24 protein-coding genes are annotated in these 26,750 nt (G+C 73.4%); 9 read left to right on the forward strand and 15 right to left on the reverse strand.

Annotation, left to right across the window (positions count from 1 at the left end; translation table 11 throughout):
- Position 1: 1 nt before the first annotated feature.
- From gatA to Actob_RS38400, 9 genes are all read right to left on the reverse strand, one after another.
- The gene (gene gatA, locus Actob_RS38360; RefSeq protein WP_284916871.1) at positions 2–1,465 is read right to left on the reverse strand and encodes an Asp-tRNA(Asn)/Glu-tRNA(Gln) amidotransferase subunit GatA; all 1,464 of its coding nucleotides are present in this window, start codon (positions 1,463–1,465) and stop codon (positions 2–4) included.
- 2 nt (positions 1,466–1,467) lie between these two features.
- Positions 1,468–1,767: an Asp-tRNA(Asn)/Glu-tRNA(Gln) amidotransferase subunit GatC gene (gene gatC, locus Actob_RS38365; protein WP_284916872.1), complete on the reverse strand. Its 300-nt coding sequence runs from the start codon at positions 1,765–1,767 to the stop codon at positions 1,468–1,470.
- 45 nt (positions 1,768–1,812) lie between these two features.
- A complete protein-coding gene (locus Actob_RS38370; protein ID WP_284916873.1) occupies positions 1,813–3,837 on the reverse strand; it encodes a putative bifunctional diguanylate cyclase/phosphodiesterase in 2,025 nt (674 codons plus the stop codon).
- A 133-nt stretch (positions 3,838–3,970) separates the two neighbouring features.
- Positions 3,971–6,298 (reverse strand): NAD-dependent DNA ligase LigA, encoded by a 2,328-nt coding sequence (ligA, locus tag Actob_RS38375; protein WP_407653489.1) that lies wholly within the window; start codon positions 6,296–6,298, stop codon positions 3,971–3,973.
- Between the two features lie 19 nt (positions 6,299–6,317).
- On the reverse strand, positions 6,318–7,313 hold the full coding sequence (locus tag Actob_RS38380; RefSeq protein WP_284916875.1) for a methionine synthase: 996 nt from the start codon (positions 7,311–7,313) through the stop codon (positions 6,318–6,320).
- Positions 7,306–8,394, reverse strand: coding sequence for a tRNA 2-thiouridine(34) synthase MnmA (gene mnmA, locus Actob_RS38385; RefSeq protein WP_284916876.1), 1,089 nt, complete (start codon positions 8,392–8,394; stop codon positions 7,306–7,308). Before mnmA ends, Actob_RS38380 begins: the two co-directional genes overlap by 8 nt.
- 9 nt (positions 8,395–8,403) lie before the next feature.
- Complete coding sequence (locus tag Actob_RS38390) at positions 8,404–9,579, reverse strand: cysteine desulfurase family protein (protein WP_284916877.1); 1,176 nt, start codon at positions 9,577–9,579, stop codon at positions 8,404–8,406.
- A 774-nt stretch (positions 9,580–10,353) separates the two neighbouring features.
- On the reverse strand, positions 10,354–11,286 hold the full coding sequence (locus tag Actob_RS38395) for an electron transfer flavoprotein subunit alpha/FixB family protein (protein ID WP_284916878.1): 933 nt from the start codon (positions 11,284–11,286) through the stop codon (positions 10,354–10,356).
- A gap of 20 nt (positions 11,287–11,306) precedes the next feature.
- On the reverse strand, positions 11,307–12,086 hold the full coding sequence (locus tag Actob_RS38400; RefSeq protein ID WP_284916879.1) for an electron transfer flavoprotein subunit beta/FixA family protein: 780 nt from the start codon (positions 12,084–12,086) through the stop codon (positions 11,307–11,309).
- A 363-nt stretch (positions 12,087–12,449) separates the two neighbouring features.
- Here Actob_RS38400 and Actob_RS38405 point away from each other — a divergent pair, with 363 nt between their 5' ends.
- Genes Actob_RS38405 through Actob_RS38415 form a run of 3 tightly spaced genes read left to right on the forward strand, consistent with a single transcriptional unit; the run spans position 12,450 to position 13,506 of the window.
- Positions 12,450–12,836 carry a YidH family protein gene (locus tag Actob_RS38405; RefSeq protein ID WP_284916880.1) on the forward strand — a complete coding sequence of 129 codons (387 nt, stop codon included), beginning with the start codon at positions 12,450–12,452 and terminating at the stop codon, positions 12,834–12,836.
- Positions 12,833–13,135: a DUF202 domain-containing protein gene (locus Actob_RS38410; RefSeq protein WP_284916881.1), complete on the forward strand. Its 303-nt coding sequence runs from the start codon at positions 12,833–12,835 to the stop codon at positions 13,133–13,135. Before Actob_RS38405 ends, Actob_RS38410 begins: the two co-directional genes overlap by 4 nt.
- A gap of 38 nt (positions 13,136–13,173) precedes the next feature.
- A complete protein-coding gene (locus tag Actob_RS38415) occupies positions 13,174–13,506 on the forward strand; it encodes a PLD nuclease N-terminal domain-containing protein (protein ID WP_284916882.1) in 333 nt (110 codons plus the stop codon).
- A gap of 19 nt (positions 13,507–13,525) precedes the next feature.
- On the opposite strand, the gene Actob_RS38420 is transcribed toward Actob_RS38415, so the two are convergent.
- Genes Actob_RS38420 through Actob_RS38430 form a run of 3 tightly spaced genes read right to left on the reverse strand, consistent with a single transcriptional unit; the run spans position 13,526 to position 18,120 of the window.
- A complete protein-coding gene (locus Actob_RS38420; protein ID WP_284916883.1) occupies positions 13,526–15,133 on the reverse strand; it encodes an acetolactate synthase in 1,608 nt (535 codons plus the stop codon).
- 15 nt (positions 15,134–15,148) lie between these two features.
- Positions 15,149–17,305 carry an Hsp70 family protein gene (locus Actob_RS38425; protein ID WP_284916884.1) on the reverse strand — a complete coding sequence of 719 codons (2,157 nt, stop codon included), beginning with the start codon at positions 17,303–17,305 and terminating at the stop codon, positions 15,149–15,151.
- 41 nt (positions 17,306–17,346) lie between these two features.
- Entirely contained in the window at positions 17,347–18,120 is a 774-nt protein-coding gene (locus Actob_RS38430; protein ID WP_284916885.1) for an enoyl-CoA hydratase/isomerase family protein, read from the reverse strand.
- 77 nt (positions 18,121–18,197) lie between these two features.
- Here Actob_RS38430 and Actob_RS38435 point away from each other — a divergent pair, with 77 nt between their 5' ends.
- From Actob_RS38435 to Actob_RS38450, 4 genes are all read left to right on the forward strand, one after another.
- Positions 18,198–18,659, forward strand: a complete 462-nt coding sequence (locus Actob_RS38435; protein WP_284916886.1) for a DUF6232 family protein — start codon at positions 18,198–18,200, stop codon at positions 18,657–18,659.
- 17 nt (positions 18,660–18,676) lie between these two features.
- Positions 18,677–19,057 (forward strand): DoxX family protein, encoded by a 381-nt coding sequence (locus tag Actob_RS38440; RefSeq protein ID WP_284916887.1) that lies wholly within the window; start codon positions 18,677–18,679, stop codon positions 19,055–19,057.
- 63 nt (positions 19,058–19,120) lie between these two features.
- Entirely contained in the window at positions 19,121–19,663 is a 543-nt protein-coding gene (locus Actob_RS38445; protein WP_284916888.1) for a PAS domain-containing protein, read from the forward strand.
- Entirely contained in the window at positions 19,660–20,553 is an 894-nt protein-coding gene (locus Actob_RS38450) for a methyl-accepting chemotaxis protein (RefSeq protein WP_284916889.1), read from the forward strand. Before Actob_RS38445 ends, Actob_RS38450 begins: the two co-directional genes overlap by 4 nt.
- Before the next feature lie 7 nt (positions 20,554–20,560).
- Here Actob_RS38450 and Actob_RS38455 read toward each other — a convergent pair whose 3' ends face one another.
- The 3 genes from Actob_RS38455 to Actob_RS38465 are packed head-to-tail and all read right to left on the reverse strand — an operon-like array spanning position 20,561 to position 23,505.
- Positions 20,561–21,415, reverse strand: a complete 855-nt coding sequence (locus Actob_RS38455) for a ribokinase (protein WP_284922476.1) — start codon at positions 21,413–21,415, stop codon at positions 20,561–20,563.
- Positions 21,416–21,450: 35 nt separating this feature from the next.
- Complete coding sequence (locus tag Actob_RS38460) at positions 21,451–22,275, reverse strand: ABC transporter ATP-binding protein (protein WP_284916890.1); 825 nt, start codon at positions 22,273–22,275, stop codon at positions 21,451–21,453.
- A gap of 51 nt (positions 22,276–22,326) precedes the next feature.
- Complete coding sequence (locus Actob_RS38465; protein ID WP_284916891.1) at positions 22,327–23,505, reverse strand: ROK family transcriptional regulator; 1,179 nt, start codon at positions 23,503–23,505, stop codon at positions 22,327–22,329.
- A gap of 172 nt (positions 23,506–23,677) precedes the next feature.
- Between Actob_RS38465 and Actob_RS38470 the strand changes: the two genes are divergently transcribed.
- Together Actob_RS38470 and Actob_RS38475 are read left to right on the forward strand one after the other, a co-directional pair.
- Positions 23,678–25,324 (forward strand): glycoside hydrolase family 3 protein, encoded by a 1,647-nt coding sequence (locus tag Actob_RS38470; RefSeq protein WP_284916892.1) that lies wholly within the window; start codon positions 23,678–23,680, stop codon positions 25,322–25,324.
- Between the two features lie 546 nt (positions 25,325–25,870).
- Entirely contained in the window at positions 25,871–26,503 is a 633-nt protein-coding gene (locus Actob_RS38475) for a type IV toxin-antitoxin system AbiEi family antitoxin domain-containing protein (protein ID WP_284916893.1), read from the forward strand.
- Positions 26,504–26,750: the final 247 nt, after the last annotated feature.

The raw sequence follows: 26,750 nt of genomic DNA on the forward strand, positions 1-26,750 counted from the left end.
CTTACAGCGCGGGCGGGGTCAGCGTGCCGACCGCCGACTCCAGCGCGCCGGCGACCCGGTACATCCGGTCGTCGGCCATGGTCGGGGCCATGATCTGGAAGCCGACCGGCAGCCCCTCCGACAATCCGCACGGGACCGAGATGGCCGGGCCGCCGTACAGGTTGGTCGGGATGGTGAACAGGTCGGCCAGGTACATCTGGTACGGGTCGCCGGTCCGCGAGCCGAACGGGAAGGCGACGAACGGCGTGGTCGGCGAGACCAGCACGTCCACCTTCTCGAAGGCGGCTTGGAAGTCGCGGGTGATCAGGGTGCGGACCTTCTGCGCCTGACCGTAGTACGCGTCGTAGTAACCGCTGGACAGCGCGTACGTGCCGATGATGATCCGGCGCTTGACCTCGGGACCGAAACCGGCCTCGCGGGTCAGCGACATGACCTCCTCGAGCGAGCGGCTGCCGTCGTCGCCGGAACGCAGGCCGTACCGCACGCCGTCGAAGCGGGCCAGGTTGGAGGAGGCCTCGCTCGGGGCGATCAGGTAGTAGGCCGGCAACGCGTACTGGAAGTGCGGGCAGGACACCTCGACGATCTCGGCGCCCAGTTTGACCAGGGCCTCCAGCGACTCCTGGAACGCGGCGAGGACGCCGGGCTCGGAGCCGTCGCCGGCGAACTCCTTGACGATGCCGAGCTTGACGCCGGTCAGGTCGCCCCGCAGGCCCTGACGGGCGGCGGCGACCACGTCCGGCACCGGCTGGGCGATCGAGGTGGAGTCACGCGGGTCGTGACCGGCGATCACCGCGTGCAGCAGGGCGGTGTCCTCGACGGTACGGCCGCACGGGCCCGGGGTGTCCAGCGACGAGGAGAAGGCGATCAGCCCGTACCGCGAGGTGCCGCCGTAGGTGGGCTTGGCGCCGACGGTGCCGGTGACCGCACCCGGCTGGCGGATCGAGCCGCCGGTGTCGGTGCCGATCGCGAGCGGCGCCTCGTAGGCGGCCAGGGCCGCGGCCGAGCCACCGCCCGAGCCGCCCGGGATGCGACCGAGGTCCCAAGGGTTGTTCGTCGGGCCGTACGCGCTGTACTCGGTCGACGAGCCCATCGCGAACTCGTCCATGTTGGTCTTGCCGAGGATCGGCATCCCGGCGGCCTTGAGGCGCTCGACGATCGTCGCGTCGTACGGCGGCTTCCAGCCCTCGAGGATCTTCGACGCGGCGGTGGTCGGGATGCCCTTGGTGGTCACCACGTCCTTCACCGCGATCGGCACCCCGGCCAGCGGCCCGGTGATCTCGCCGCTGTCCACGCGCGCCGCGGCGGCCAGCGCACCCTCGCGGTCCACGTGCAGGAACGCGTTGACGCGGGACTCGACGGCCTCGATGCGGTCCAGGTGAGCGGTCGCCACCTCGACGGCGGAGACCTCCTTCGCGTCGAGCAGGCTCCGCAGCTCGACCGCGGTCTTCCTGGTCAGGTCGCTCACGATCAGTCCTCCTCGTCCAGGATGCGCGGCACCCGGAACCGGCTCTCGTACGCGTCGGGCGCCCCGGAGAGGGCGGCGTCCTGCGTGAGGCTCGGCTGGGGAACGTCGTCGCGGTACACGTTGGTCAGCGGGACCGAGTGCGAGGTCGGCGGAATGTCGTCCGCTGCCACCTCACCGACCCGGGCGACCGATTGCAGGATCACGTCGAGCTGTCCCGCGAATCGATCGAGCTCCTCTTCGGTCACGGCGAGCCGCGACAGGCGCGCCAGGTGCGCTACCTCTTCGCGGGAGATGGCGGCCATCCTGCCCCCTCGTAATGTTTGTGCGTCCGCTTGCAAAGCCCGAGTCTATTTCGCCGGGATCCACGGGCCGCGAAGAACCCCTGGCCGCACCGGCCGATAGCGGGAAAGCCAGTCCGCCAGCTCGGCCGCGGGCATCGGCCGGGCGTGGAACCAGCCCTGCGCGGTGTGGCAGCCGGCGGCCGCGAGCAGCCGCCAGGTCAGTTCGTCCTCCACCCCCTCGGCCACCGCTCGCAGGCCCAGCGACTCGGCCAGGCCGATCACCGACCGGACGATCGCCGCGTCCCCGCGATCGTCGGCCATGCCCAGCACGAACGAGCGGTCGATCTTCACCTCGGTCAGCGGGAGCCGGCGCAGGTGCTGCAACGACGAGTACCCGGTGCCGAAGTCGTCCAGCGAGATCGCCACGCCCATCCGGTCCAGCCGGGTGATCGTGTCCAGCACCCGGTGCGGGTCGGCCATCAGCGCACTCTCGGTGATCTCCAGCTGGAGCAGGTCGGCCGGCACCTCATACTCGCGCAGCAACCGGCCGACCCGGTCGGCGACATCGCCGGCGTGCAGATCGCGGGCCGACACGTTGACCGCTGCCCGCAACGGCCTTCTTTCGGTACGCCACACCGCCAGTTGCGCCACCACCTGGTCCAGCACCCGCGCCGTGAGCAGCCGCATCACCGGGGTCGGCTCGGCCACCCGGAGCAACTCCTCCGGCCCGACCAGTCCCCGCCGTGGATGCCGCCAGCGCAGCAGCGCCTCCACCCCGACCACCTCGCCGGTCGCGATGGCGATCTGCGGCTGGTAGTAGAGCACTATCCCGTCGTCGGGCGGGTCGTGCCGCAGCGCGTCGCGCAGGTCGGCGAGCAGCGCGAGCCGATCCGGGGCGGTGTGCGGGGCGTCCGGGCCGTGCACCGCGACCTGGTCGCCGCGCTGTTTCGCCTCGTACATCGCGGACTCCGCCTCGCGCAGCAGGGTGGCGCCGTCCCGGCGGCCGGACTGCAGCGCGATGCCGATCGAGGCGGTCAGCTCGACCGGGGTGCCGTCCAGCCCGAACGGGCGGCTCAGCGCCTCGCTCAGGTGCTCGGCGATCCGGCGGGCCGAGGCGGCGCCCTCGACCCGGGTGGCGAGCACCGCGAACTCGTCACCGCCGAGCCGGACCACCAGGTCGTGCCGGGGCACCGCGGCGGTCAGCCGGTCGGCGACCCGGGCCAGCAGCCGGTCGCCGGCGCCGTGGCCGAGCGCGTCGTTGACCGTGCGGAACCGGTCCAGGTCGAGCAGCAGCAGGGCGCGTTGCCGGTCCGCGCCGCGTTCGGACATCGTGGACTGCAGGGCGCGGCGGTTCGGCAGGCCGGTGAGCGGGTCCATCCGGGCGGCCTGCTCGGACTCGCCGGCCCAGCGGACCATCCGGTGCACGGCGTGCAGCGCCAGCAGCGCCATCGGCAGCAGGGCCGGGCTGACCCGGGCGGCGACCAGCAGGACCGGGGCGAGCAGCAACAGCGCCGCGGTCGCCATCAGGTCGGCGCGGGCGCGGCGCCGATGACGGGTACGCCGCTCCGACGCCCATCGCCCGACGACGGCCGCCACCGTGTACCGGGCGGCGATCCAGGCGGCCGCCGCGGCACAGGTCAGCGCCGCGTCCCGGAGGTCCGGGCGGGGGTCGATCCGCCAGCCGGCCAGGCCGGCCACCAGCGCCGCCGCGCCCAGCCCGGCGGCGTGCTGCACGGCCAGGTGGATCGTCCGCGGCACCGGATGCCGCATCCGCACCCCGGCGACCGTCACGGCCACCAGCTGCACCGCCAGCGCCGGCGCGAATCCCCAGGCCAGCGCGATGGCGAAGGTGAAGCAGATGGACGGCAGGATGACCCGGCTGGCCCGTCGCCCGGGCAGCGGGTGCGGCCGGGCGTCGGCGATCACGGCCAGCACCGCCATGATCCAGTACGCCGGCGGCAGCCCGCGGAACGTCCCCGGGGCGACCGCCCAGAGCACCAGGTCGGCGCTCACGGTCAGGCACCCGGTGACGATCAGCGCGCGCCGCCGCCGGGGCCCGGAGACAGCCGTACGCGGGCGAACGGCATCCATGCGACCTCCAGGCTGGCCTCGATCACCGATCGCCTACACCATAGATCCACATGGTCCGAATGCCGTGAAACCGCTTACTCGTTATTGAAACGGCATAAGGAGTCAAACCCCCATTTCACCCATTCGAGTGAGGTCATCCTTCCGGTGCCACCTCCGCTACCGCGCGGGCGGCGTCCGGGCCCTCGGTGAGCAGGACATTGAAGGCCGCCTCGTCGAGCACCGAGACCTTGAGGGCGATCGCCTTGTCGTACTTGCTGCCGGGGTTGTCGCCGACCACCACGAAACCGGTCTTCTTCGACACCGAGCCGCTCACCTTGCCGCCGCGGGTGGTGACCGCCTCGGCGGCCTGGTCGCGGGTGAAGCCGGCCAGGGTGCCGGTGACCACCACGGTCAGGCCCTCCAGCGGGCGCGGCCCGCTCTCCGCCCGCTCGTCGGCCATCCGCACGCCGGCCTCGCGCCACTTGCGGACGATCTCCCGGTGCCACGGCACGGTGAACCACTCGCGCAGGCTGTCCGCGATGATCGGCCCCACCCCGTCCACGGCGGCGAGCGGATCGACCGCCTTGGCCTTCCGCTTGGCCTGCTCGACGACCGCACCCGAAGCGACGCCGGCGGCCTCCGGAACGGCACCGGCCGCGTCCGGCGAAGCGGCATCCGAGGGCGCGGCCGAGGCGTCGCCGGAAGCGGACGGGTCGCCGGCATCCTCGGCGAGGGCTGCCGCCGCCGCGCTCGCCGCCACCGCCTCGGGGTCCGCGGCGGTCCGGGCGAGCACCTCCTCCAGCGCCGTCATCGACCCGTACTCCAGGGCCAGGGCCGCGGCGGCGGTCGGCCCGACGTGCCGGATCGAGAGCGCGACCAGCACCCTGGCGAACGGCCGGAGTTTCGCCTCCTGCAGGCTCTGCAGCATCTTGCCGGCGTTGCTGCCCAGCCTGCCGTCCTGGTTGACGAAGAACGGGACGCGGAGCAGGTCCTCCTCGGTCAGCGAGAACAGGTCGCCCTCGTTCTTGATCACGCCGGAGTCGAGCAGCGCCCACGCGGCTTTCTCGCCGAGCACCTCGATGTCCAGCACGGTCCGGCTGCCCAGGGTGGCCAGCCGCTCGCGCAGCTGCCCGGGGCAGGACTCCGAGTTGGGGCAGCGGATGTCGACGTCGCTCTCCTTGGCCGGGGCCAGCGGCGTGCCGCAGGCCGGGCACTCGGTGGGCATCACGAACGCCCGCGCGTCGGCCGGGCGCAGGTCGACCACCGGCCCGAGCACCTCGGGAATCACGTCACCGGCCTTGCGCAGCACCACGGTGTCGCCGATCAGGACACCCTTGCGGGCCACCTCCTGCGCGTTGTGCAGGGTGGCCTGGGCCACCGTGGACCCGGCCACCTGCACCGGCTCGAGCACCGCGAACGGCGTCACCCGGCCGGTGCGCCCCACGTTCACCGCGATGTCGAGGAGCTTGGTGGTGACCTCCTCGGGCGGATACTTGAACGCGATGGCCCAGCGCGGCGCCCGGCTGGTCGAGCCGAGCCGGCCCTGGATCGCCACCGAGTCCACCTTGACCACCACGCCGTCGATCTCGTGTTCGACGTCGTGCCGGTGCTCGCCGTAGTAGTCGATGAACTCGCGGACGGCGGCCATGTCGTCGACCAGTCGCCACCGGGTGCTGGTGGGCAGCCCCCAGGAGCGCAGCGCCTCATAGGCGTGCGACTGCGAGGTGGGACCGAACCCCTCCCGCGCGCCGATGCCGTGCACCACCATGCGCAGGCCGCGGGACGCGGTGACCCGCGGATCCTTCTGCCGGAGGCTGCCGGCCGCGGCGTTGCGCGGGTTGGCGAACGGCGCCTTGCCCTGCTCCACCAGCGACGCGTTCAGATCGGCGAACGCCTCGCCGGGAAAGTAGATCTCGCCGCGCACCTCGAGCAGGTCGGGCACGTCGTCGCCGGTCAGCCGCTCCGGGATCTCCCGGATGGTGCGCACGTTGGGCGTGACGTCGTCGCCGGTGCGGCCGTCGCCACGGGTGGCGCCGCGGACCAGCTTGCCCTTCTCATAGGTCAGGTTGATCGCGAGGCCGTCGACCTTGAGCTCGCAGAGGAATCGCACCGGGCCGCCGGCGTCGCGGACGGTGCGCTCGGCCCAGGCGTTCAACTCGTCGACATTGAACACGTTGTCCAGCGACATCATCCGCTCGAGGTGCCGCACCGAGGCGAAGTCGCTGGAGAACGTGCCACCGACCGTCTGGGTCGGCGAGTCCGGCATGCGCAGCGCCGGGAACTCGGTCTCCAGCGCCTCCAACTCGCGCAGCAGGGTGTCGAACTGGCCGTCGGAGATGATCGGGGCATCGAGAACGTAGTAACGATACTGATGATCACGGATCTCGTCGGCGAGCTCGGCGTGCCGGGCACTGGCCTCTGGGCTGGGTGAAGTCACCGGAACCTCCGTGTCGTACGAACCTACGAGGCACGGTAGTCGCACCCACCGACAAAACCGGGCCTCACACCTCGGAGATCCGGCGTCCCGCCTCGTGACATGCCGTGAGCAGCGCCCGCGCGTAACCCGGGGTGGCGCCGGCGAGCCCGCAGGCCGGCGTGACGACGACCTGCTCGCTCAGGCGCGCGGCCGGGAAGCCGAGACGCTGCCAGAGGCCCCGCACCCGCTCGGCGATCTGCTTGGACTCCGGCCGCCGGCCGGCCACCGGCCGGGTCGGCGCGGCGCCGACGAAGAGGCCCAGCCCCGCCTCGATCGCCTCGCCGACCGGGTCCAGGTCCTTGATCAGTGCGAGGTCGAAGGCGGCGGCGACGGCTCGCGAGTCCCGGATCACCTGCCACGGCAGGTCCGGCGCGCAGCAGTGCAGCAGCACCGGGGCGCCGGCCGCCTCCACCACGGTCCGCAGCCGGGTGGCGGCATCCGGCCCGTCCACCGGCTTGTACGCGCTCAGCCCGCTCTCCGTCGGCACGTGCCCGGCCAGCACGGCGGGCAGCGACGGCTCGTCCAGCTGGAGCAGCACGGTGGCGCCGGGCAGCCGCTTGCGGACCTCGGCGACGTGCCGGCGCAGCCCCTCGGCGAGCGAGTCGGTCAGGTCGCGGACGGCACCCGGATCGCGCAGCATCCGCCCGCCGATCGGCAGGTCGAGCGAGGCCGCCAGGGTCCACGGGCCGGCCGCCTGGATCTTGATGGTGCCGGTGAAGCCGTCGCCCTGCTCGGTCAGCTGGTCCAGATCGCGCTCCAGCAGGTCGGCGGTGCGCCGCAGGTCCTTGCCCGGGCGGCCGGCGATCTGCCAGCTGCCGGCGTAGAGCTGGACCGGCAGCTCGACCAGGAACCCGGCGCCGCGGCCGATGAGGTCCGCGCCCGGGCCCCGCTCCGGCAGCTCCGGCAGGTGCGGCAGATCGGGCAGCTCACCCAGGACGATCCGCTGGGCCTCGGCGACGTCGGTGCCGGGCAGCGAGCCGATGCCGGTGGCGGCCCCGGCCGGCCAGGGGAAGTCAGGCATGGGCCGACGCCCGGGTGCCGGCGGTGATGGTGGCCGAGCCGAGCACGACGTCGCCGTCCGGGTCGGGCCGGTAGGCGACGATGGCCTGGCCCGGGGCGACGCCGCGGGCCGGCGCCGCCAAGGTCGCGGTCAGCGCGGAGGCGGAGACGGTCACCGTCGCCGGCACCACCTCACCGTGCGCCCGGAGCTGCACCTCGCAACGGACGTCCCCGGACGTCTCGTGCCAGATCGGCCGGGTCGCCGTCACGGTGTCCACCTCGAGGTCCTCGCGCGGCCCCACGGTCACCGTGTTGGTCACCGGAGTGATGGACAACACGTAGCGCGGGCGACCGTCGGCCGCCGGGACCCGCAGGTCGAGACCCTTCCGCTGCCCGATGGTGAACCCGTAGGCCCCGTTGTGCGTGCCCAGCTTGGCCCCGGTGCGCCCGTCCACGATGTCGCCGGGCGCCGACCCGAGCCGGCCCTCCAGGAACCCCCGGGTGTCACCGTCGGCGATGAAGCAGATGTCGTGCGAGTCCGGCTTGTCGGCGACGGCCAGCCCGCGGGCGGCCGCCTCGACCCGCACCCGCTCCTTGGTCCAGTCGCCGAGCGGGAACATCGCCCGGTCCAGCTGCTCGCGGGTCAGCACGGCCAGCACGTAGGACTGGTCCTTGGCCAGGTCGACGCTGCGCCGCAGCAGGCCGTCGGCGCCGAGGCGGGCGTGGTGCCCGGTGACCACCGCGTCGAAGCCCAGGGCCACCGCGCGGTCCAGCACCGCCGCGAACTTGATCTTCTCGTTGCAGCGCAGGCACGGGTTCGGCGTGCGGCCGGCGGCGTACTCGTCGACGAAGTCGTCGACCACGCTGGCGTGGAACTCGTCGGCCATGTCCCACACGTAGAACGGGATGCCGATCACGTCGGCCGCCCGCCGGGCATCCCGCGAGTCCTCCAGGGTGCAGCAGCCGCGCGCGCCGGTCCGGTACGTCTGTGGATTACGCGCCAGCGCCAGGTGCACACCGGTGACGTCGTGCCCGGCCTCCTTGGCGCGGGCAGCGGCGACCGCGGAGTCGACACCGCCGGACATGGCCGCAAGAACTCGCATGCCTCCAGCCTATCTGGGGCTCTTCCAGGCTCCGGCCCGGCGGGCGCGCTCCACCGCGCCGGGCAGGGCGCCGAGCAACGCGTCCAGGTCCGCCTCGGTGCTGTCGTGACCGAGCGAGAACCGCAGCGAGGACCGGGCCCGGGCGTCGTCCGCGCCCATCGCCAGCAGCACGTGGCTGGGCTGGGCCACCCCGGCCGAGCAGGCCGAACCGGTCGAGCAGTAGATCCCCTGCGCGTCCAGGAGCAGCAACAGCGCATCGCCCTCGCAACCGGGGAAGGAGAAGTGCGCGTTGCCGGGCAGCCGGTGCTCCGGATCACCGTTGTAGATCGCGTCCGGGACCGCCGCGAGCACCCGCCGGACCAGCTCGTCACGCAGCGCGGCGACCCGGCCGGCATAGTCCAGCCGCGCCTGCACGGTCGTCTCGACGGCCACCGCGAACGCCACCACACCCGGCGTGTCCAGGGTCCCGGACCGCACGTCGCGCTCCTGGCCGCCGCCGTGCAGCAGCGGGGTGCAGCGCACGTCGCGGCCCAGCACCAGCGCGCCGACGCCGACCGGGCCACCCAGCTTGTGCCCGGTCAGGGTGAGCGCGGCCACCCCGCTGCCGGCGAAGTCCACCGGCACCTGCCCGACCGCCTGCACCGCGTCGGTGTGGAACGGGACGCCGGCGCCGGCCGCGACCGCCGCCAGCTCCGGGACCGGCTGCACCGTGCCCACCTCGTTGTTCGCCCACTGCACGCTGACCACCGCGATCTCCTGGCCGTGGGCCCGCACCAGCTCGGCGAACCCGGCCGGATCGACCCGGCCGGCGCCGTCCACCGGGAGATAGGTCACCTCGGCGCCCTCGTGCCGGCCCAGCCAGTCGACGGCGTCCAGCACCGCGTGGTGCTCCACGGCCGAGGCGACCACCCGGCGCAGGCGGGGCTCGGCGTCGCGCCGCGCCCAGAACACACCCTTGGTGGCCAGGTTGTCCGCCTCGGTCCCGCCACCTGTGAAGATCACTTCGGAGGGGCGGGCGCCGATCACCGCGGCGATCCGCTCCCGCGACTCCTCGACCATCCGGCGGGCACCCCGCCCGGCCGCGTGCAGGGAGGACGGGTTGCCGATCTCCCGGGCCGCTGTCGCGTAGGCGTCCAGCGCGGCGGGCAGCATCGGCGTGGTCGCCGCGTGATCGAGGTAGGCCATTTTACCCACTCTAGAACCTGTTTCCCGAAGCAAGCACCAACGGCCACCAGCGATCAACGCCAGCAAGATCATCGGAATCCGCGCGGCCCGAAGGATCACCGTCGAAAATCCGATATACGCGCGTTCGCTGTGGTGCGGATCGCATGCTCCCGCGCGGGCCGAGGCCGGCGATCTGGCCGCTGCGCGTCCAGAGCGATCGCCGCCCTCTTCATTGTCCGTGGCCGGTCACCGAAACCCACAACCCACCACGGGTGCCGCGTTCCGGACGAGTCGCCGCCCCGGCCGCTCGGCTGGCGCTCACGGTGGTGTCCGCGGCCCGGAGACCACCACCACGACCAGCCCACACCACGGCTGGCACCCACGGTGGCATCAGCCGCCCGGAAACCACCACCACGACCAGCCCGCACCGCGAGCTGGCACTCACGGTGGTAACAGCGACCCGGAAACCACCACCACGACCAGCCCACCCCACGAGCTGGCACCCACGGTGGCATCAGCCGCCCGGAAACCACCACCACGACCAGCCCGCACCGCGGGCGGGTGCCGATGGGTTGCTCGCGGGCGCCGGCGCGCGGACCGCGACCCCCCGCGATGGGCGGACCACCGTGCGGGGCCGCTCCGCCCGGATGCGGCCCCGCGGCCGCGACGGGCCGCCCACCGGGCGCTCAGCCACGGGACGGGCCGGTGCGCTGGGTGCGGTGGCGGGCGTACCGGAAAGGTGGTGAAAAGAGCACGGCCCGGCGGAGAACCGCCGGGCCGTGACCAGGGACTGCCTTACTTGCGCTTGCGGATCTCGTCGGCGGCCTGCGGGACGACCTTGAACAGGTCGCCGACCACGCCGAAGTCGGCCAGCTCGAAGATCGGGGCCTCGGGGTCCTTGTTGACCGCGACGATCGTCTTCGAGGTCTGCATGCCGGCCCGGTGCTGGATCGCGCCGGAGATGCCCAGCGCGACGTAGAGCTGCGGGGAGACGGTCTTGCCGGTCTGGCCGACCTGGAACTGGTGCGGGTAGTAGCCCGAGTCGACAGCCGCGCGGGACGCGCCGACCGCGGCGCCGAGCAGGTCGGCGAGCTCCTCGACCAGCTTGAAGTTGTCGGCGTTGCCGACGCCGCGGCCACCGGAGACGACGATGCCGGCCTCGGTGAGCTCGGGGCGCGAGCCCTTCTGCTCGGCGACCCGCTCGACGACCGTGGTCAGCTTGTCCGAGTCGCTGACGGTGACCGAGAGCGCCTCGACCGCGGGGGTGGCCGGAGCGGCGACCGGGGTGGTCGAGTTCGGCCGGATGGTGACGATCGGCAGGCCCTTGGTGACCTTGGACTTGACGATCGTGGAGCCGGCGAAGACCACCTGGGTGGCGGTGCCGTCGGCGGCCAGGTCGACCGCGTCGGTCAGCAGGCCGTTCTCCAGCTTGACCGCCAGGCGACCGGCGATCTCCTTGCCCTCCTGGGTGGAGCCGAGCAGCACGGCGGCCGGCTGCACGCTCTTGACCAGCTCGGCGATCGCGGTGGCCTTGGGGGCGGCCCCGTGGTCCTCCACGTCCGCGCCGGTCGCGGTGTAGATCTTCTCGGCGCCGAACTCGGCGAGCTTGTCGGTGTCGGCGTTGCCGAACACCACAGCGGAGACCGACCCGAGCCCGCGGGCGATGGTGAGCATCTCCAGCGTGACCTTCTTGACGCCGGCCTCGACGACGACCAGTACCTCAGCCATGTCTAATCAACCTCTCCGGCTCAGACGAACTTCTCGGTGGTGAGGTACGCGACGAGCTGCTCGCCGCCGTTGCCCTCGTCGGTGACCTTCGCCCCGCCGGAGCGGGCCGGACGCTTCGACCACTCCAGCACCTGGCTGGTGGCTCCGGCGAAGCCGACCTCGTCGCTCGCGACGCCCAGGTCGCCCAGGGTCAGGCTCTCCAGCGGCTTCTTCTTGGCGGCCATGATGCCCTTGAAGGACGGGTACCGCGGCTCGTTGATGGTGTCCCAGACGCTGACGATCGCCGGGGTTGCGGCGGTGACCACCTCGTAGCCCTCGTCGGTCTGCCGCTCGATGGTCAGCTGCGAGCCGTCCACGGTGAGCTTGCGCGCACCGGTCAGCGCGGCCACGCCGAGGCGCTCGGCCAGCATGTGCGGGATGACCTGGACGCGGCCGTCGGTGGACTCGGCGCCACAGAGGATCAGGTCGGCGTTCAGCCGGCCCAGAGCGGCGGCGAGCACCTTGGAGGTGGCCACCGCGCAGGAGCCGTGCAGGGCGTCGTCCTGCACGTGGACGGCCTTGTCCGGGCCCATGGACAGCGCCTTGCGGATCGACTCGGTGGCGCCGGACGGGCCGACCGTCAGCACGGTCACCTCGCCGCCGTGCGCCTCCTTGATCTTCAACGCCTCCTCGATGGCGTACTCGTCCATCTCGTTGATGACGTTGCTCGCCGAGCCACGCTCGACGGTGTTGTCGCTCGCGCTCAGGGTGCGCTCGGCACCGGAGTCGGGCACCTGCTTCACCAGTACGACGATATTCATCGCGCTATTGACCCTCCTGTATTGAACGCACCGTTGCGATCGAGCCGATCCGTCGGCCGGCCCCGCCTGGCCGCGGACATGCCGGCAAGGTTACCCGCCAGTAGCTTTGCTGTTGCCGGCCACCCAGAGTGACACACCTCACTAGCATCCCCAGGAGGAGGTGTCATGACATGTCCGGCGCGGTGAACCTGACCGGTCCCCATCCTCTCGCAAACCGCGGAGAAGCGGAGCCGCACTCCCACGGCCGATCCGGCCCCGACTCCCCCTGGTGCCGCTGCGGCCACCTCCGGGAGGCCTGCGTGAGTGACGAAGTACGCAATCTCTGGCACCACCTTCTTGACCCGTCCAGTCAATAATCGGCGGGTGTTCGGAGGCCTGCGACAGTGGTTCGACCCGGAGAGCGCCCACACCGAGGGCACCACTCCGGACTACCGGTTCTCGCTGGCCAACGAACGGACCTTTCTGGCCTGGATCCGCACCGGGCTCGCGCTGATCGCCGGTGGACTGGCCTGTGCCCAGTTCCTGCCGCCGCTGCCGATCGCCCGGTTACGGGAAATCATCGCGATCGCGCTGCTGGTGCTCGGCGGCATGGTCGCGTTGCGTGCGGTGGATCACTGGGCGCGGGCCGAGCGGGCCATGCGGCTCGGCATCGACCTGCCCCGCTCCCGCTTCCCGGCGGTCCTGGCGATCGTCGTGGCGATCGGCGCGGTGGTGCTGGTCGGCACGGTCCTGCACGGGATCGTCACGTGACCCGGGACCCGGGCGCCTCGCCGGAGCGCACCCGGCTCGCCTGGCGGCGCACCGGACTGTCGGCGGCCGCCGTCGCCCTGCTCGCCACCCGCCCCGCCGTCCGTCCCGGCGCGGGCCCGGCCGAGTGGCTGATCGCCGCCGCCACGATGGCCGGCTGGGCGGCCCTGGTGGCCCTGGCCCTGCACCGCGCGCCCGGCCTGCGGGCCCGCCCGCCCCGGCCCGCACCCCGCTCGATCCGGGCCTACGCGCTGATCACCGCCGCTCTCGCGGTCCTCGGCGGGTTGGTTGTCATGCTCTGATCGTCGCCGGAGGCCGCCGGGCGGGGCATCATTGCCCCATGGTCCGGTTGTTCATCTTCTTGGCCGCGGTCGCGCTGGTCATGCTGATCCTGGCGCTCATCGCCTGCCTGTCGGCGGAGCGCGTGCGCGCCATGCCGCGACTGCTGTGGGTCCTGGTCGTGCTGTTCATCCCGCTGGCCGGGTCGATCGCCTATTTCCTCTGGGGCCGTCCGGCGAGCCCGGCGGTCCGGCGCCCGGCGGCGCGCCCGTCCTCGCCGGACGACGATCCGGACTTCCTGCGCTCGATGGACACCGAGCAGTCGCGGCGGGATCGGGAGATGCTCGCCCGGTGGGAGCGGGAGCTGCGTCAGGACGACGAGCAACAGCCGTGACTTTTGGCAGATCGCGCCATCAGGCGAGGACCGAGCTCCGCGGATAGGCGTCGGCCGGGTCGGTCAGCACGTTGACCAGATAGGGCACCCCGGCGTCGAAGGCGCGGCGCAGCGCCGGCCCGACCTCGGCCGCCCTCGTCACCGTCTCCCCCGCCCCGCCGAGCGCCCGGACCACCTCGTCGTACCGGATCCCCGGCTGCAGGTCGGCGGCGACGTCGAAGCCGTACAACGCGCGCATCGGGTGTTTCTCCAGCCCCCACATGCCGTTGTTGCCGACCACGAGCACCACCGGCAACCCCTGCCGGACCAGTGACTCCGCGTCCATCAGCGAGAACCCGGCGGCGCCGTCGCCGAGCAGCACGCAGACCTGCCGGTCCGGATAGGTGACCCGGGCACCCATCGCGTAGCCCAGGCCGGTGCCGAGACAGCCGTACGGCCCGGGGTCGAGCCAGGTCCCCGGCTGGGCCGGCTCCAGGAAGCGGCCGGCGTACGACACGAAGTCCCCGCCGTCCCCGATCGTCACCGCGTCCGCCGCCAGGATCCCGCGCAGCTCGCCGTAGACCCGGGCCGGCTTGATCGGATCGCCGTCGGCGGCCATCAGCGCGGCGTCGCGGGACCGGGCGGCGTCCTCGGCCGCCCGCAGCGCGGCGGTCCACTCCTCGTGGCCGCCGCCCGACGCGGCCAGCCCGGCCAGGATCAACCGCAGGTCCCCGGCCGGGGAGACCTCCGGGGTGACGTGCGTCGCACGCTGCTCGGCCGCGTCGACGACGTGCACCACCCGGGCCGCCCCGAAGTCACCGAAACCGAGCCGGAAGTCCAGCGGGGTGCCCACCACGGCGACCACGTCGGCCTGGGCGAGGGCGACCCGGCGGGCCCGGGAGAAGGCGAGCGGGTGCCCCGGCGGCAGCGCGCCGCGGCCCATCCCGTTGGTGAAGACCGGGACCTGCAGCGCCTCGGCGGCGGCCCGCAGCTCGGCGACGGCGTCACCGGTCCAGACGTCCGAGCCGGCCACGATCACCGGGCGGGCCGCGTCGCGCAGCAGCGCCGCCGCCCGGGCCACCTCGTCCGGATCGGGCTCGACCACCGGGATGGCCGGGCCGGCCGGCGCGGCCGCCGCCGAGCTGGCGAAGACCACGTCGAGCGGCAGGTCGAGGAAGGCCGGGCCGCGGTGCGGGGTGAGCGCGGCGGTCAGCGCCCGGTGGATCTGGTGCGGGATCTCGGCGGTGTCGGTGACCGTGGCGGCGTACTTGGTGACCGGGGCGACCAGCGGGACGTGATCCAGCTCCTGGAGGCTGCCCGCGCCCCAGCGGAAGGCCGGCGCCCGGCCGCCCAGCACCAGCACCGGGGAGCCGTTGAAGTGCGCGCTGGTCAGGCCGGAGATGCCGTTGGTGACGCCGGGACCGGCGGTGAGCACGGCCAGGCCGGGGCGGCGCCGCAGCTTGGCCACCGCCTCGGCGGCGAAGACCGCCGACTGCTCGTGCCGGACGTCGTAGAGCCCGAAACCGGACTCGTGCGCGGCCGCGTAGAGCGGGAAGACGTGACCGCCGGAGAGGGTGAACATCTCGGTCACCCCGAACGCCCGGAGCGCGGCCAGCGCCAGCTCCCCGCCGTGCCCCTCGATCGGCATGACCCACCCCTGTGGCTAGCTGTGCACCAGGCTCGCGATGTCCCTGAACACGTTGACGGCGTCCTGCTGCCAGGTCCCCGGCTTGCCGTATCCGTACGCCGCGACCAGCGCGGCCATCGGCACACAGATCATCGTCAGCAGCGCCAGCAGCAGCTGGAAGAAGCGGAGCAACCGGCTCTTGCGCCGTTTCGGCCGTCTCGTGGACTGCTGCTCCGGGGCCGGCTTCGGCGCCGGCCGGGGCTGCTGCGGCACGCTCGGCGGACGCGGCGCGGCGACCACGGCCCGCCCGGAGACCGGGCGCGCCTGCCCGGTGACCGGGGAGACCGGACGGGCATGCGCCACCACCGGATTCGCCGGCCGGTTCGGCGCCGTCTCGGGCCGGGACTGCTTTTCCCGTACGCCCGGAGTGCGCACCTCGTGCCGCGGCGGACTGGTCGGCATCGTGGCGTCCGGATCGTGCCGCCAGTGCGGCGGCTCGGCATCCGGCCACGGGTCGACCGGGGGCCGCATGTGCGGTGGCACGACGAGCTCCGGGCGGATCTCGGTCTCCCGATTGTCCACATGGGGCTCGGCGGTGGTGGCCGGTTCACCGGCGCCGGCGGGGCGGGGTGTGCCGTGGTCGAGGGAGCGGTCGGCCGGCTCGGCCTCGCGCTCCGGCAGCGACCCGGCGGCGGCACCCGGAGTCCGGGCGGCCAGCGGTCCGGCGGCCGCGCCCGGCACCCGGGCCGGCAGCGGTCCCCCGGCCGGGCCCGGCCCGTGCTCCGGCGGCGTTTCCCCGGTCGCGCCCGGCCCGCGGGCCGGCAGCGTTTCGGCGGCACCCGGCACCGGCCGTGGCTCGGCGGCGGCACCCGGCACCGGCCGTGGCTCGGCGGCGCCCGGCACCGGCGGTGTCTCGGCGGTGCCGCCCGGCGCGTGGGCGGGCAGGGCGGAGCCGGCGGCCTCCGGGATGGACTGCGCCGCGACCGGCTGGGTCATCACCGGCAGATCGGACCTGTCGGAGTGGTGCGAACGGGGTACCGGCGTCGGCTCACCGAACTCCGGCAACGACCGCGACGGCAGCCGCAACTCGGCGGTCGGCCCGGGCGCGGCCGGCTCGGACGCCAGCAGCGCCGCCCCGGCCAGGATGCTGCCCTCGGCCACCACCAGCTCGGGCTGCTCGATCACCACGGGCGGCTCGCCCAGCTCCCGGTGCAGCAGCGTGGCCACCAGCGGGATCCGGCTCGCCCCGCCCACCAGGAACACCCCGGCCAGCCGCCCGGCCGGCAGATCGGCGAAGGCCAGCAGGTTCCGCGTGATCCGGACGGTCTGCTCCAGCACCGGGCGGGCGACCTGCTCCAGCTCGTCCCGGGTCAGATGCACCTCGGTGTCCAGCAGCGGCACCACGAAGTCGGCGGACTGCGCCCGGGACAGCCGCTCCTTGGCGATCCGCACGTCGTCCCAGAGCTGCCGCCGGGCCCGGCGCTCCTCGACCGTCGACGGCTCCAGCAGCCGCTGCCAGTCGTCCGTCCGCAAGTGCTCGACCAGGGCCGCGTCCACGTCCAGCCCGCCCAGATCGTCACGCCCGTCGACGGCGAGCACCTCGAACCCGGTCGCGGTGCGGGCGACCAGGCTGGCGTCGAACGTGCCCGCCCCGAAGTCGTGCACCATCAGCACCGAGCCGATCGGCACCTCGCGGCCGAGCACCTCGGCGAAGTAGGTGGCCGCCGCGACCGGCTCGGCGACCAGCCGGACGCCGGACAGCCCGGCTCGCGCGGCCGCCTCGGCCAGCAGCGTGCGCCGGGCCGCGCCCCAGGTCGCCGGGCAGGTCAGCGTGGTCTCCGGCCGGTACGGCCCGACCGCCCGGTGCCACTCCTCAACCACCCGGGCCAGCACCGCGGTGATCAGGTCGACGACGTCGAATTCCTGCTCGCCGAGCAGGACCAGGCCGTCGTCGACCCGGCGTTTCGGGTTCGGCTCGAAGCGGGCGGGCTCCAGCCGGGCGCTGTGCACCGCGTCCCGGCCGACCAGCAGGGTCCCCTCCGGCTCGGCGAAGACGGCGGACGGCAGCAACGGCGAGCCGTCGACCAGGATCGGGCGGGCGCGCCCGTCCGGCCACCGTGCGACGGCGACGGTGTTCGACGTGCCGAAGTCGATGCCGAGGGCGTACTTCGGACCACCCTGGTCGATGGACATGCCGGCAGTCTAGGCGGTCCCGGTGACAGGTAGGGCCGCCGTCACTGTCCGGTGAACTTGGGCTTCCGCTTCTCGACGAAAGCGGTGGTGCCCTCCACCCGATCGTCGGTGGCGAACAACCCGGCGAACAGGTGCGACTCCAGCGCCAGGCCGGCCGCCAGGTCCATGCTGAGCCCGGCGTCGATGGCCTGCTTGGCGGCGCGCAGCGCGAGGGCCGGACCGGTGACGAACGGCTGGACCAGCTCAACGGCGGTCTCGTACACCCGGTCGGCCGGGACGACCCGGTCGGCGAGCCCGATCCGCTCCGCCTCGGCGGCGCCCACCATCCGGCCGGAGAAGATCAGCTCCTTGGCCCGGGCCGGGCCGATCAGCCGGGCCAGCCGCTGGGTGCCGCCGGCCCCCGGGATCAGGCCCAGCTTGATCTCTGGCTGGCCGAGCTTGGCGTCCTCGGCGACCACCCGCCAGTCGCACGCCAGAGCCAGCTCGCAGCCCCCGCCCAGGGCGAACTTGGTGATCGCCGCCACCACCGGCTTGGGGATCCGGGCGACCGCGTCGAACGCCCCGGAGAGCGCCGCGGCCCGGGCCACCATCTGCTGGTAGCCGATGGTGGTGAACTCGTGGATGTCGGCACCGGCGGCGAACACCTCCGGCCCGCCCCAGACGATCACCGCGCGGACCTCGGGATCGGCGGCGGCGTCGGTGGCGGCCGTCCGCAGTTCCTCCTGCACCTGGGTGTTCAGCGCATTCATCGGGGGCCGTTCCAGCCGGATCGTGCCGATCCCGTCCGCGATCTCCAGCCGTACGAACTCGCCCACGCCGACCTCCGTTGGTTGCCGTTTCGACGCCAGCCTACGACGGGTACCAACTAGATTGGGACCCTTGGGGAGGAGAGATGACCACGTACTACCGGGATCCGGACGTACTGATCACTTCGTCCGGGGTCCATATGAACGGCCGCGATTTCCGCCTGCCCGAGCTGGTCCAGGTGTGGCACACCAGGGGCGCCCGGTCCTGGTCGGTGATCGCCAAGCGGGGCGCGCTCGGCCTGGCGATCCTGATGCCGCTCGTGCTCGGCGCGCTGGCCATCGGGCTGGCCCTGCTCATCGACGCCAGCACCGCGAACACCGTCGCGCTGGTGATCGGCGGGCTGCTGATCGGGCTGGCCGTGGTGCCGGCCGCCGACCTGCTGCTGGAGCGCGTCGACAGGTCGTACGACCTGGGCAGCCGGACCATCGAGATCTGGGGCCGGGTGCGCGGCGGCGAGGTGCTGCTGCTGCGGACCACCAACGCGCAACGGTTCGGCCGGATCTACCGGGCGCTCCAGCGGGCCATGGAGCCGGCCGTCCGCCGCTGAGTGGTTAGAGTGCCCGGATGAAGAAGGACGCCGCCGCCCTGGCCGGGCTGCTCGCCACGACGGGCACGCTGCATTTCGTGGCGCCGCGACCGTTCGACGCCATCGTGCCGGGCGGGTTGCCCGGGCCGGCGCGGCGATGGACGTACCTCAGCGGGGTCGCCGAACTGGCGGTGGCCGCGGCCGTCGCGCATCCCCGCACCCGGCGGATCGGCGGCTTGGCCGCCGCGGCGCTGTTCGCTGCGGTCTTCCCGGCCAACGTGAAGATGGCCTGGGACTGGCGGCACGCCTCGCCCGCCAGGCGCGCGATCGCCCTCGGCCGCCTCCCGTTGCAGGCCCCGTTGATCGCCTGGGCGCTGTCGGTGGGCCGTGGCGCCGGCTCGGCGGCACCGCGCACCTAGAACGCGGGTTTCTCGCTGATTCAGCCGAAAAACGTCGGCTGACTTCGGCACGATCAAGACACCATGAGAGCGACCCGGGTACGCCCCACCGGCATCGAGCGCAGCTTCGGCGACCACGAGATGATCGTCACGAAGACCGACCCGCGCGGTGTGATCACCTACGCGAACGACGTCTTCCTGCGCGTCTCCGCGCTGACCGAGGCCGAGGCGGTCGGGCAGCCGCACAACCTGATCCGGCATCCGGACATGCCGCGCGCGGTGTTCAAGCTGCTCTGGGACGTGCTCGCCGAGCGGCGCGAGATCTTCGCCTACGTGCTCAACCTGGCCGCCGACGGCGCGCACTACTGGGTCCTGGCGCACGTCACGCCGAGTTACGACGGCGGCGGCCGGGTGGTCGGTTACCACTCGAACCGGCGCCGCCCGGCGCCGGCCGCGATCGCCGCGGTCAGCGACCTGTACGCGATCCTGCGCGCCGCCGAGGCCCGGCACCACCACACCCCGGACGCGGTGGCGGCCGGTCACCAGGCCCTCCAGGACGTGCTCGCCGAGCGCGGCATGGCGTACGACGAGCTGGTCTGGTCACTGACCAACGGCAGCGGCCGATGAGGGCCGCTGACGATCCCCTCGTCGTGATCGCCGAGACCTGCCGGCGGATGACGGCCGGTGACTTCGAGGCGCGGCTTCCCCCGATCGGCGGCGACGAGGCCGCGCTGGCCGCCCGGACCGCGCTGAACGGCCTGCTCGACCGGCTGGACGCGTTCGCCCGGGAGGCCGGCGCCGCCTCCGCCGCGGCCGCCGACGGTCGCTTCTACCGGCGCTTCCTGACCACCGGGCTGCAGGGCACGTTCCGGCTGGCCGCCGAGCAGATCAACGAGTCGGTGACCGCGATGCGCCGCAACGCCGACCAGATCGCCGAGGCGACCCGGGCCCGGCACGCGCTCGCCGACGAGCTGGAATCGGCGGTGCTGACCGTTTCCGAACAGGTGGCGACGGCGGCCACCGAGATGGGCGCGTCGGCGAACGGGCTGGCCACCTTCGCCCGTGGCGCGGTCACCGACGCCGAGCGCGGGCTGGGCACCGTCACCTCGCTGCGTACCGCGTCCGAGGAGATCCGGCAGGCCGTCGACCTGATCAACCAGGTGGCCTCGCAGACCCGGCTGCTGGCGCTGAACGCCACCATCGAGGCGGCCCGGGCCGGCGAGGCGGGTCGCGGCTTCAGCGTGGTGGCGAACGAGGTGAAGACCCTCGCCAACGAGACCAGCGCGTCCAGCGAGGAGATCATGGGGCAGGTCAACACGGTGCAGCAGGCCGCCGCCGACGCGGTGGGCGTGCTCGAGGCGGTGAGCCGCAGCTTCCGCGAGATCAACAACCTGATCGACGGCATCGCCGTCGCCGTGGACGGTGGCGGCGCCTCCGGAACCACCGGGTTGTCCCAGCTCGCCGAGGTGCTGCGGGCCGAGGTCACGAGATTCCTCACCACCGCCCGGCAGTCCTGACCGGCGATCAGCCGCGGAAGATCTCGTCGATCTCGTCGCGGGACGGGAGCGCGTTGCTGGCGCCGACCTTGCGGACACAGGCCGCCCCGGCGGCGTTGGCCCAGCGCACCGCCTCGACGAGGTCGCGACCCTCGGCCCAGGCCACGGCGAGCGCGCCGCAGAACGCGTCGCCGGCCGCGGTGGTGTCGGCGACCGCCACCCGGAACGGCGGCACCCGCACGTCCCGCCCGTCCCGGTCGGCGTAGCGGGAGCCGTCGCCGCTGAGCGTCAGCACCACCCGGGGCACCAGGGCGAGCAGCGCCGGCATGTCCGAGGCCGATCCGCCGGTGATGGCCCGCGCCTCGGTCTCGTTGACCACCAGCAGATCGACCTGGTCGAGCAGGCCGGGCGGCAGCTCCATCGCGGGCGCGGCGTTCAATATCGTCCGGGTGCCGGCGGCTCGGGCGGCGGTCAGCGCCGCCGCCACCGTGGCCAGCGGGATCTCCTGCTGGCAGAGCAGCACGTCGGCGTCGGCCACGCAGGCCCGCTCCGCCTCGGTGAGATCCAGGAACGTCCGGTTGGCGCCCGGGCTGACCAGGATCGAGTTCTCGCCGGCCCGGTCGACCATGATCACCGCGACGCCGGACGCGCCGTAACTGGTCCGCAGGTGTCCGGTGTCCACTCCGGTCGCGGCGAGCCGGGAGCCGAGGGTGACCCCGAACGAGTCGGACCCGATGGCGCCCAGGAACGTGGTCGCCGCACCGGCCCGGGCAGCGGCGATCGCCTGGTTGGCACCCTTGCCGCCCGGCGTCATCACGAAGTCGTCACCGAGCACGGTCTCGCCCGGCCGGGGCAGTTTCTCGGCCAGCCCGACCAGGTCCATGTTGGCGCTGCCGACGACGGCGACGCTCGGCACCGTCACGCGGCCCGTGCCGTGTACCGGTCGCCGAACCGGTCCACGACCAGCGGCAACCCGAACGTCTTCGTCAGGTTCTCCGCGGTCATCACCTCACCGAGCAGGCCGGCCGCGACAACGCTGCCCTCACGCAGCAGCAGCCCGTGGGTGAAGCCCGGCGGGATCTCCTCGACGTGGTGGGTGACCAGCACCATGGCCGGCGCGTCCGGGTCCAGGGCCAGCTCGGTCAGGTGCCCGATCAGCACCTCCCGGCCGCCCAGGTCGAGCCCGGCGGTCGGCTCGTCGAGCAGCATCAGCTCGGGGTCGGTCATCAGCGCGCGGGCGATCTGGGTCCGCTTGCGCTCGCCCTCGGAGAGGGTGCCGAACTCACGGTCCACAAAGTTGCTCATACCCAGCTGGGCGAGCAGCTCCCGGGCGCGCGCCACGTCCTGCGGGTCGTACTCCTCGCGCCAGCGGCCGACCACCGACCAGGCGGCGGTGACCACGACGTCGAGCACCTTCTCCTCCGGCGGGATCCGGTCGGCGAGCCGCCCGGTGGTGATCCCGACCCGGGTACGCAACTCGTTGACGTCGACCCGGCCCAGCCGCTCGCCCAGCACCCACGCCTGACCGCGGGTCGGGTGCAGCCGGCCGGACGCGATGTTGAGCAGGGTGGTCTTGCCGGCCCCGTTCGGGCCCAGCACCACCCATCGCTCGTCCAGCTCGACCTGCCAGGACAGGCTGTTGATCAGGTGATTCCCGCCGCGGACGACGCTGACGCGGTCGAACGCGATCACGGTGTCCTCGTCGGGCGGAACGGTTACGGCAGCCTCAACCACGCCGTCCATCCAACCATGTGCCCGCGCCACCGCTCCCTCGGCGTGCCGCCGATCACCCGGTCAGTCGGTGGTGGATCCGAACACCTCGTCGCGCACCGCGTCCAGGGCGGTGTGCAGGGCGCCGAACAGCACCGGGTCGGTGTTCACGCCGGTCACCACGACCTTGGGCGAGACCAGGGTGATCTCGGCGACCTCCCGCTCCACCCGCTCGGCCAGCGCCGGACCGCCGGCCCGGCCCACCTCGCCGGCCAGCACCACCAGCGGCGGATCGAGCACCAGGCAGGTGGCGGCGACGCCGAGGGCGAGCCGGCGGGCCAGCTCGTCCAGCACCGGCTCACCGGCCGGACCGGCGGCGACCGCGGCACGCACCACGTCGGCGGCCTCGGCGCCCCGGAACCCGTACTGCTTGCCGATCGCCTTGACCGCCTCGGCCGCGGCCAGCGTCTGGAAGGCGCCCTTCACCCCGCGCTTCGAGGCGTTGTGCGGCACGTCGGCGCCGCCCACCGGCAGGTAGCCGATCTCACCCGCGGCGCCGGTGGCGCCCTGGTGCAGCCGGCCGTTGATCACGCTGGCCAGACCCACGCCGCGACCGATCCAGACCAGCGCGAAGTCGGACACTCCGGTAGCCGCGCCGGTGCTCTGCTCGGCCACCGCCGCCAGGTTCACGTCGTTGCCGAAGACGACCGGGGTGCTCAGGTCCCGGCGCAGGTCGGCGAGCAGCCCCCGATGCCAGCGCGGCAGGTCCCAGGCGAACGAGATCTCACCGGACTGCGGGTCGACGAGGCCCGGGGTGCCGAGCACGACCCGGCGTACCGAAGTGATGTCGGTCCCGGCGTCGCTCGCCGCCTGGACCACCGCCTGGTGCACCACGCCGACCGGGTCGTCGGTGTCCTTGGTGCTCAGCTCCGCCCGGCCGATCACCGCGCCGGTGATGTCCGCGCACGCGGCGACCACGGTGTCCGGGCCGACCTCGACACCGATCACGTGCGCGCTGCTCGGGGTGACCGCGTAGAGCTGTGCGTTCGGGCCACGGCCACCGGCCTGCTCACCGACCCGCCGGACCAGGCCCCGCTCCTCCAGCCGCTCCACCAGCTGCGAGGCGGTGACCTTGCTGAGGCCGGTCAGCTCGCCGAGCTGGGCCCGGGTCAGGGGACCTCGGGTGAGCAGCAGGTCCAGCGCCGCGCGGTCGTTGAGGGCGCGCAGCAACCGGGGGGTGCCCGGAAGGCGAGTGGCGGCCATGACTCGTTCCCCTAATACTAAAGATTCTTTCCTGTTACAGTGTCGGCGCTCGAAACGCAGCCGCAGCGTAACGGTCGGCAATGTTGCTCGCCCGTACGGTGGCTATCGACTCCGAGCGATCATGGCAGCTCGCCGCCACAGGTGGCCAGAGCCGCGTCATCGAGAGGACACCATGGCCATCGACCCCGGGCTACGCCGACTCGCCCTGCGCACCCTCCTCGCCGCCTTCCCCGGCACATCCGCGCCGGGCTGGGCGCTCGACCTGCTCGCCGACGGGCTGGCCGGGCACACCCTCTTCGGCACGAATGTAGAGGACCCCTTTCAGTTGGCGCAGCTCACCGCGCGTTTACGGTCCGCCCGCCCGGACGTGCTGATCGCGATCGACGAGGAGGGCGGCGACGTCACCCGGCTGGGTCATCGCACCGGCAGCCCGTACCCCGGAAATTCCGCTCTGGGCGCGATAGACGACCCGGATCTCACCCGTCGGGTGTACGCCGCCATGGGCGTCGACCTGGCCACCGCCGGCGTCAACCTGGACCTGGCACCGACCGTCGACGTCAACACCGCCGCCGAGAACCCGATCATCGGCACCCGCTCGTTCGGCGCGGACCCGGCGCTGGTCGCCCGGCACACCGGCGCCGCCGTCGAGGGCCTCCAGTCGGCCGGGGTGGCGGCCTGCGCCAAGCACTTCCCCGGCCACGGCGCCACGGTCACCGACTCGCACCTGGAACTGCCCACCGTCGACGCGCCAGTGGACCTGCTGCGCTCCCGCGACCTGCCGCCCTTCGCCGCCGCGGTGGCCGCCGGCGCGAAGGCCGTGATGAGCGCGCACATCCGGGTACCGGAGCTGACCGGCGACGGGCCGGCGACGTTCAGCCGGGTCGCGCTCGAAGGCCTGCTGCGCTCCGAATACGGCTTCACCGGCGTGATCGTCACCGACGCGCTGGAGATGCGCGGCGCCGCGGGGGCGGCCGGGGGCATCCCCCAGGCGGCGGTCCGGGCGCTGTCCGCCGGGGCCGACCTGCTGTGCATCGGCGCTCTGGTGGACCGGGAGCTGGTCCTCGCGGTGGCCGACGAGATCGCCTCGGCGGTCCGGGACGGGCGCCTTCCGCTGGCGCGGCTGGAGCAGGCCGCCACCCGCAACGTCGAGCTGGCGTCGTGGGCCGCCCTCAGCCGCATCACCGGGGCCCCCACCCCACCCCTCCCCCCACCCGCCTCGCTTGCCGCGGCGACCGCGGTCCGCACCCCGCCCACCGCGACACCTGCCGCCGCGACCGACGCCTCGACCGCAGCCCGCACCCAGCCCACCGCCACACCTGCCGCCGCGACCGAGGCCCGCACCTCGCCTTCCGTCGCCGACCTCACCTCCGCCGAGCTCGGGCTCCACGCGGCCCGGCTCGCCCTGCTGGTCGAGGGTGACCCGGCCGCTGTCGCCGGCCCGCTGATCGTGCAGCTCTCCAGCGGTTACTCGATAGCCGAGGGCAAGGTGCCGTGGGGACTGCGGCCGTTCGCCGGCGAGGCCGAGCAGATCGACGTGCCCGCCGCCGGGACCACCGCCGACGAGCTGATCGAGCGAGCCGCGGGCCGGCCCATCGTGCTGGTCGGCCGGCGGGTCCATCAGTCGCCGGCGAGCCGTGAGCTCGCCGAGAAGCTGGCCGCGACGTGGCCGACGGCGATCGTCGAGATGGGCTGGCCGTCGACCTGGCGCCCGCAGGAGGCCCGCGCCTTCCTGGTCACCCACGGGGCGAGCCTGGCCAGCAGCCGGGCCGCCGCCGAAGCCATGGGGCTGATTACTGAACGTAACGCAGATGCACGGTAACTCCCTGTAGCTATTGCCCGAAAAACCCGATACCTGACGGATCGATCGGCTCATACGAACGGTCAGAGCACACGCTCGGCACTTCTCAGCCCGAGCGCGAGTCACGTAGCGTCATGTCCGCAGGTGGATCTGGGGAAGTCGCGGGATTCGCCTCGGGAAAAGTGCGACCCGCGACGTGGAGGGTGAGCCGGGCACGGCGGACTTCGGGAGCAGTCCGCCGCCGCCCGGCCCACCATGCCTCCGCCCGCACGCCATCCCCACCTCTCCCGGCCGAGCTGCCGGCCACCTCGCCTCAGCGACGATGCGCCACGACCCCGCCCACCGTCGGCGCCGCGACGACCGGACCCCGGGAATCGCCCGGCAAGACGCCGGCAGGTCCGCACGCTCCTCTGTGACGACCACCTGTCGCACCTCACCCCTCCCGCGCCGACTTCTCGCCTGCCCCCAAGTCTCCGCCCGCGAATTTCCACTGACGGGTTATCCACACTGCGCGTCTGTCCACAGGCTCCGAAGCATCCGGCGAGCCGCGGCGGCAGCGTGCCGGGCATGGCACATCTCGACGACATCAGCGGCCGCCAGTGCGGGGTGGTGAGCCGCGAGCAGGCTCTCCAGGCCGGCATCGGCGCCGAGACCGTGCGCCGCCACCTGCGGTCCGGTCGCTGGCAGCGGATGATCCCGGGGATCTACGCGACCTTCGCGGACCGCCCGCCACCCGGCGCCCGGCGGTGGGCCGCGGTCCTGCACGCCGGTTCCGGAGCGATGCTGTGCTGCCGCTCCGCGGCCGAGGAGGCCGGCCTTGCCGCACCCGGCCGCGAGGCCATCCACGTGCTGATCCCGGACACCCGGCGGATCAGTCCGGTCCGGGGCCTCGTCGCGCACCGTTCCCGGCACGCCGCCGACCGCCGCGATCCGCTCCGGCTCCCGCCGCAGACCCGCGTCGAGGAGACCGTCCTGGATCTGGCCTCGACGGCCGGCGACCCGGCGGAGGCCCTGCACTGGATCAGCACGGCCTGCACCCGGCGGCTGACCACCCCGAGCCGGCTGACGACGGCGCTGTCCGCCCGTCCGCGCCTGCACCGCCGCGGGGCAATGCACACCCTGCTCGGCGCCGTCGCCCGCGGATACCCCGCGCCGCTGCCGGACTGGCCACCACTCCCGCACCGGTGGGCCCTCCGCTGACCACCACGGCGGGCCATCACCGCAGGTGACCGCCACCCACAAGCCGCCGCGCTGCCGAACGCCCCCAGGGCATCGCGGCCGTTCCGAAAGTCTCGGGAAAGGAGCGAGAAAGGCTGCCGGCGGCAACCGGCAGGCCCGGTGTTCCGTGCGCCGGGCCGCCCAGGATCGGGACTGGTCCCGGGCGGAGTCGGCCGGGGCGATGCCGCCCCGGCCGACTCGTCACAGGCCGCGGCCACCCGGCCGCGCA

This window comes from Actinoplanes oblitus (genome assembly GCF_030252345.1).
GTDB lineage: Bacteria > Actinomycetota > Actinomycetes > Mycobacteriales > Micromonosporaceae > Actinoplanes > Actinoplanes oblitus.

Excerpts from the sequence above, each read along its gene's own strand:
- Actob_RS38435 (WP_284916886.1), top strand. The coding sequence starts at position 18,198 with ATGACCACGTACTACCGGGATCCGGACGTACTGATCACTTCGTCCGGG.
- Actob_RS38395 (WP_284916878.1), bottom strand. The coding sequence starts at position 11,286 with ATGGCTGAGGTACTGGTCGTCGTCGAGGCCGGCGTCAAGAAGGTCACG.
- Actob_RS38470 (WP_284916892.1), top strand. The coding sequence starts at position 23,678 with ATGGCCATCGACCCCGGGCTACGCCGACTCGCCCTGCGCACCCTCCTC.
- Actob_RS38380 (WP_284916875.1), bottom strand. The coding sequence starts at position 7,313 with ATGCCTGACTTCCCCTGGCCGGCCGGGGCCGCCACCGGCATCGGCTCG.
- Actob_RS38390 (WP_284916877.1), bottom strand. The coding sequence starts at position 9,579 with ATGGCCTACCTCGATCACGCGGCGACCACGCCGATGCTGCCCGCCGCG.
- Actob_RS38455 (WP_284922476.1), bottom strand. The coding sequence starts at position 21,415 with ATGGACCTGGTCGGGCTGGCCGAGAAACTGCCCCGGCCGGGCGAGACC.
- Actob_RS38370 (WP_284916873.1), bottom strand. The coding sequence starts at position 3,837 with ATGGATGCCGTTCGCCCGCGTACGGCTGTCTCCGGGCCCCGGCGGCGG.
- Actob_RS38465 (WP_284916891.1), bottom strand. The coding sequence starts at position 23,505 with ATGGCCGCCACTCGCCTTCCGGGCACCCCCCGGTTGCTGCGCGCCCTC.
- Actob_RS38475 (WP_284916893.1), top strand. The coding sequence starts at position 25,871 with ATGGCACATCTCGACGACATCAGCGGCCGCCAGTGCGGGGTGGTGAGC.
- Actob_RS38460 (WP_284916890.1), bottom strand. The coding sequence starts at position 22,275 with ATGGACGGCGTGGTTGAGGCTGCCGTAACCGTTCCGCCCGACGAGGAC.
- Actob_RS38445 (WP_284916888.1), top strand. The coding sequence starts at position 19,121 with ATGAGAGCGACCCGGGTACGCCCCACCGGCATCGAGCGCAGCTTCGGC.
- Actob_RS38425 (WP_284916884.1), bottom strand. The coding sequence starts at position 17,305 with ATGTCCATCGACCAGGGTGGTCCGAAGTACGCCCTCGGCATCGACTTC.
- mnmA (WP_284916876.1), bottom strand. The coding sequence starts at position 8,394 with ATGCGAGTTCTTGCGGCCATGTCCGGCGGTGTCGACTCCGCGGTCGCC.
- Actob_RS38415 (WP_284916882.1), top strand. The coding sequence starts at position 13,174 with ATGGTCCGGTTGTTCATCTTCTTGGCCGCGGTCGCGCTGGTCATGCTG.
- Actob_RS38440 (WP_284916887.1), top strand. The coding sequence starts at position 18,677 with ATGAAGAAGGACGCCGCCGCCCTGGCCGGGCTGCTCGCCACGACGGGC.
- Actob_RS38420 (WP_284916883.1), bottom strand. The coding sequence starts at position 15,133 with ATGCCGATCGAGGGGCACGGCGGGGAGCTGGCGCTGGCCGCGCTCCGG.
- Actob_RS38400 (WP_284916879.1), bottom strand. The coding sequence starts at position 12,086 with ATGAATATCGTCGTACTGGTGAAGCAGGTGCCCGACTCCGGTGCCGAG.
- Actob_RS38450 (WP_284916889.1), top strand. The coding sequence starts at position 19,660 with ATGAGGGCCGCTGACGATCCCCTCGTCGTGATCGCCGAGACCTGCCGG.
- gatC (WP_284916872.1), bottom strand. The coding sequence starts at position 1,767 with ATGGCCGCCATCTCCCGCGAAGAGGTAGCGCACCTGGCGCGCCTGTCG.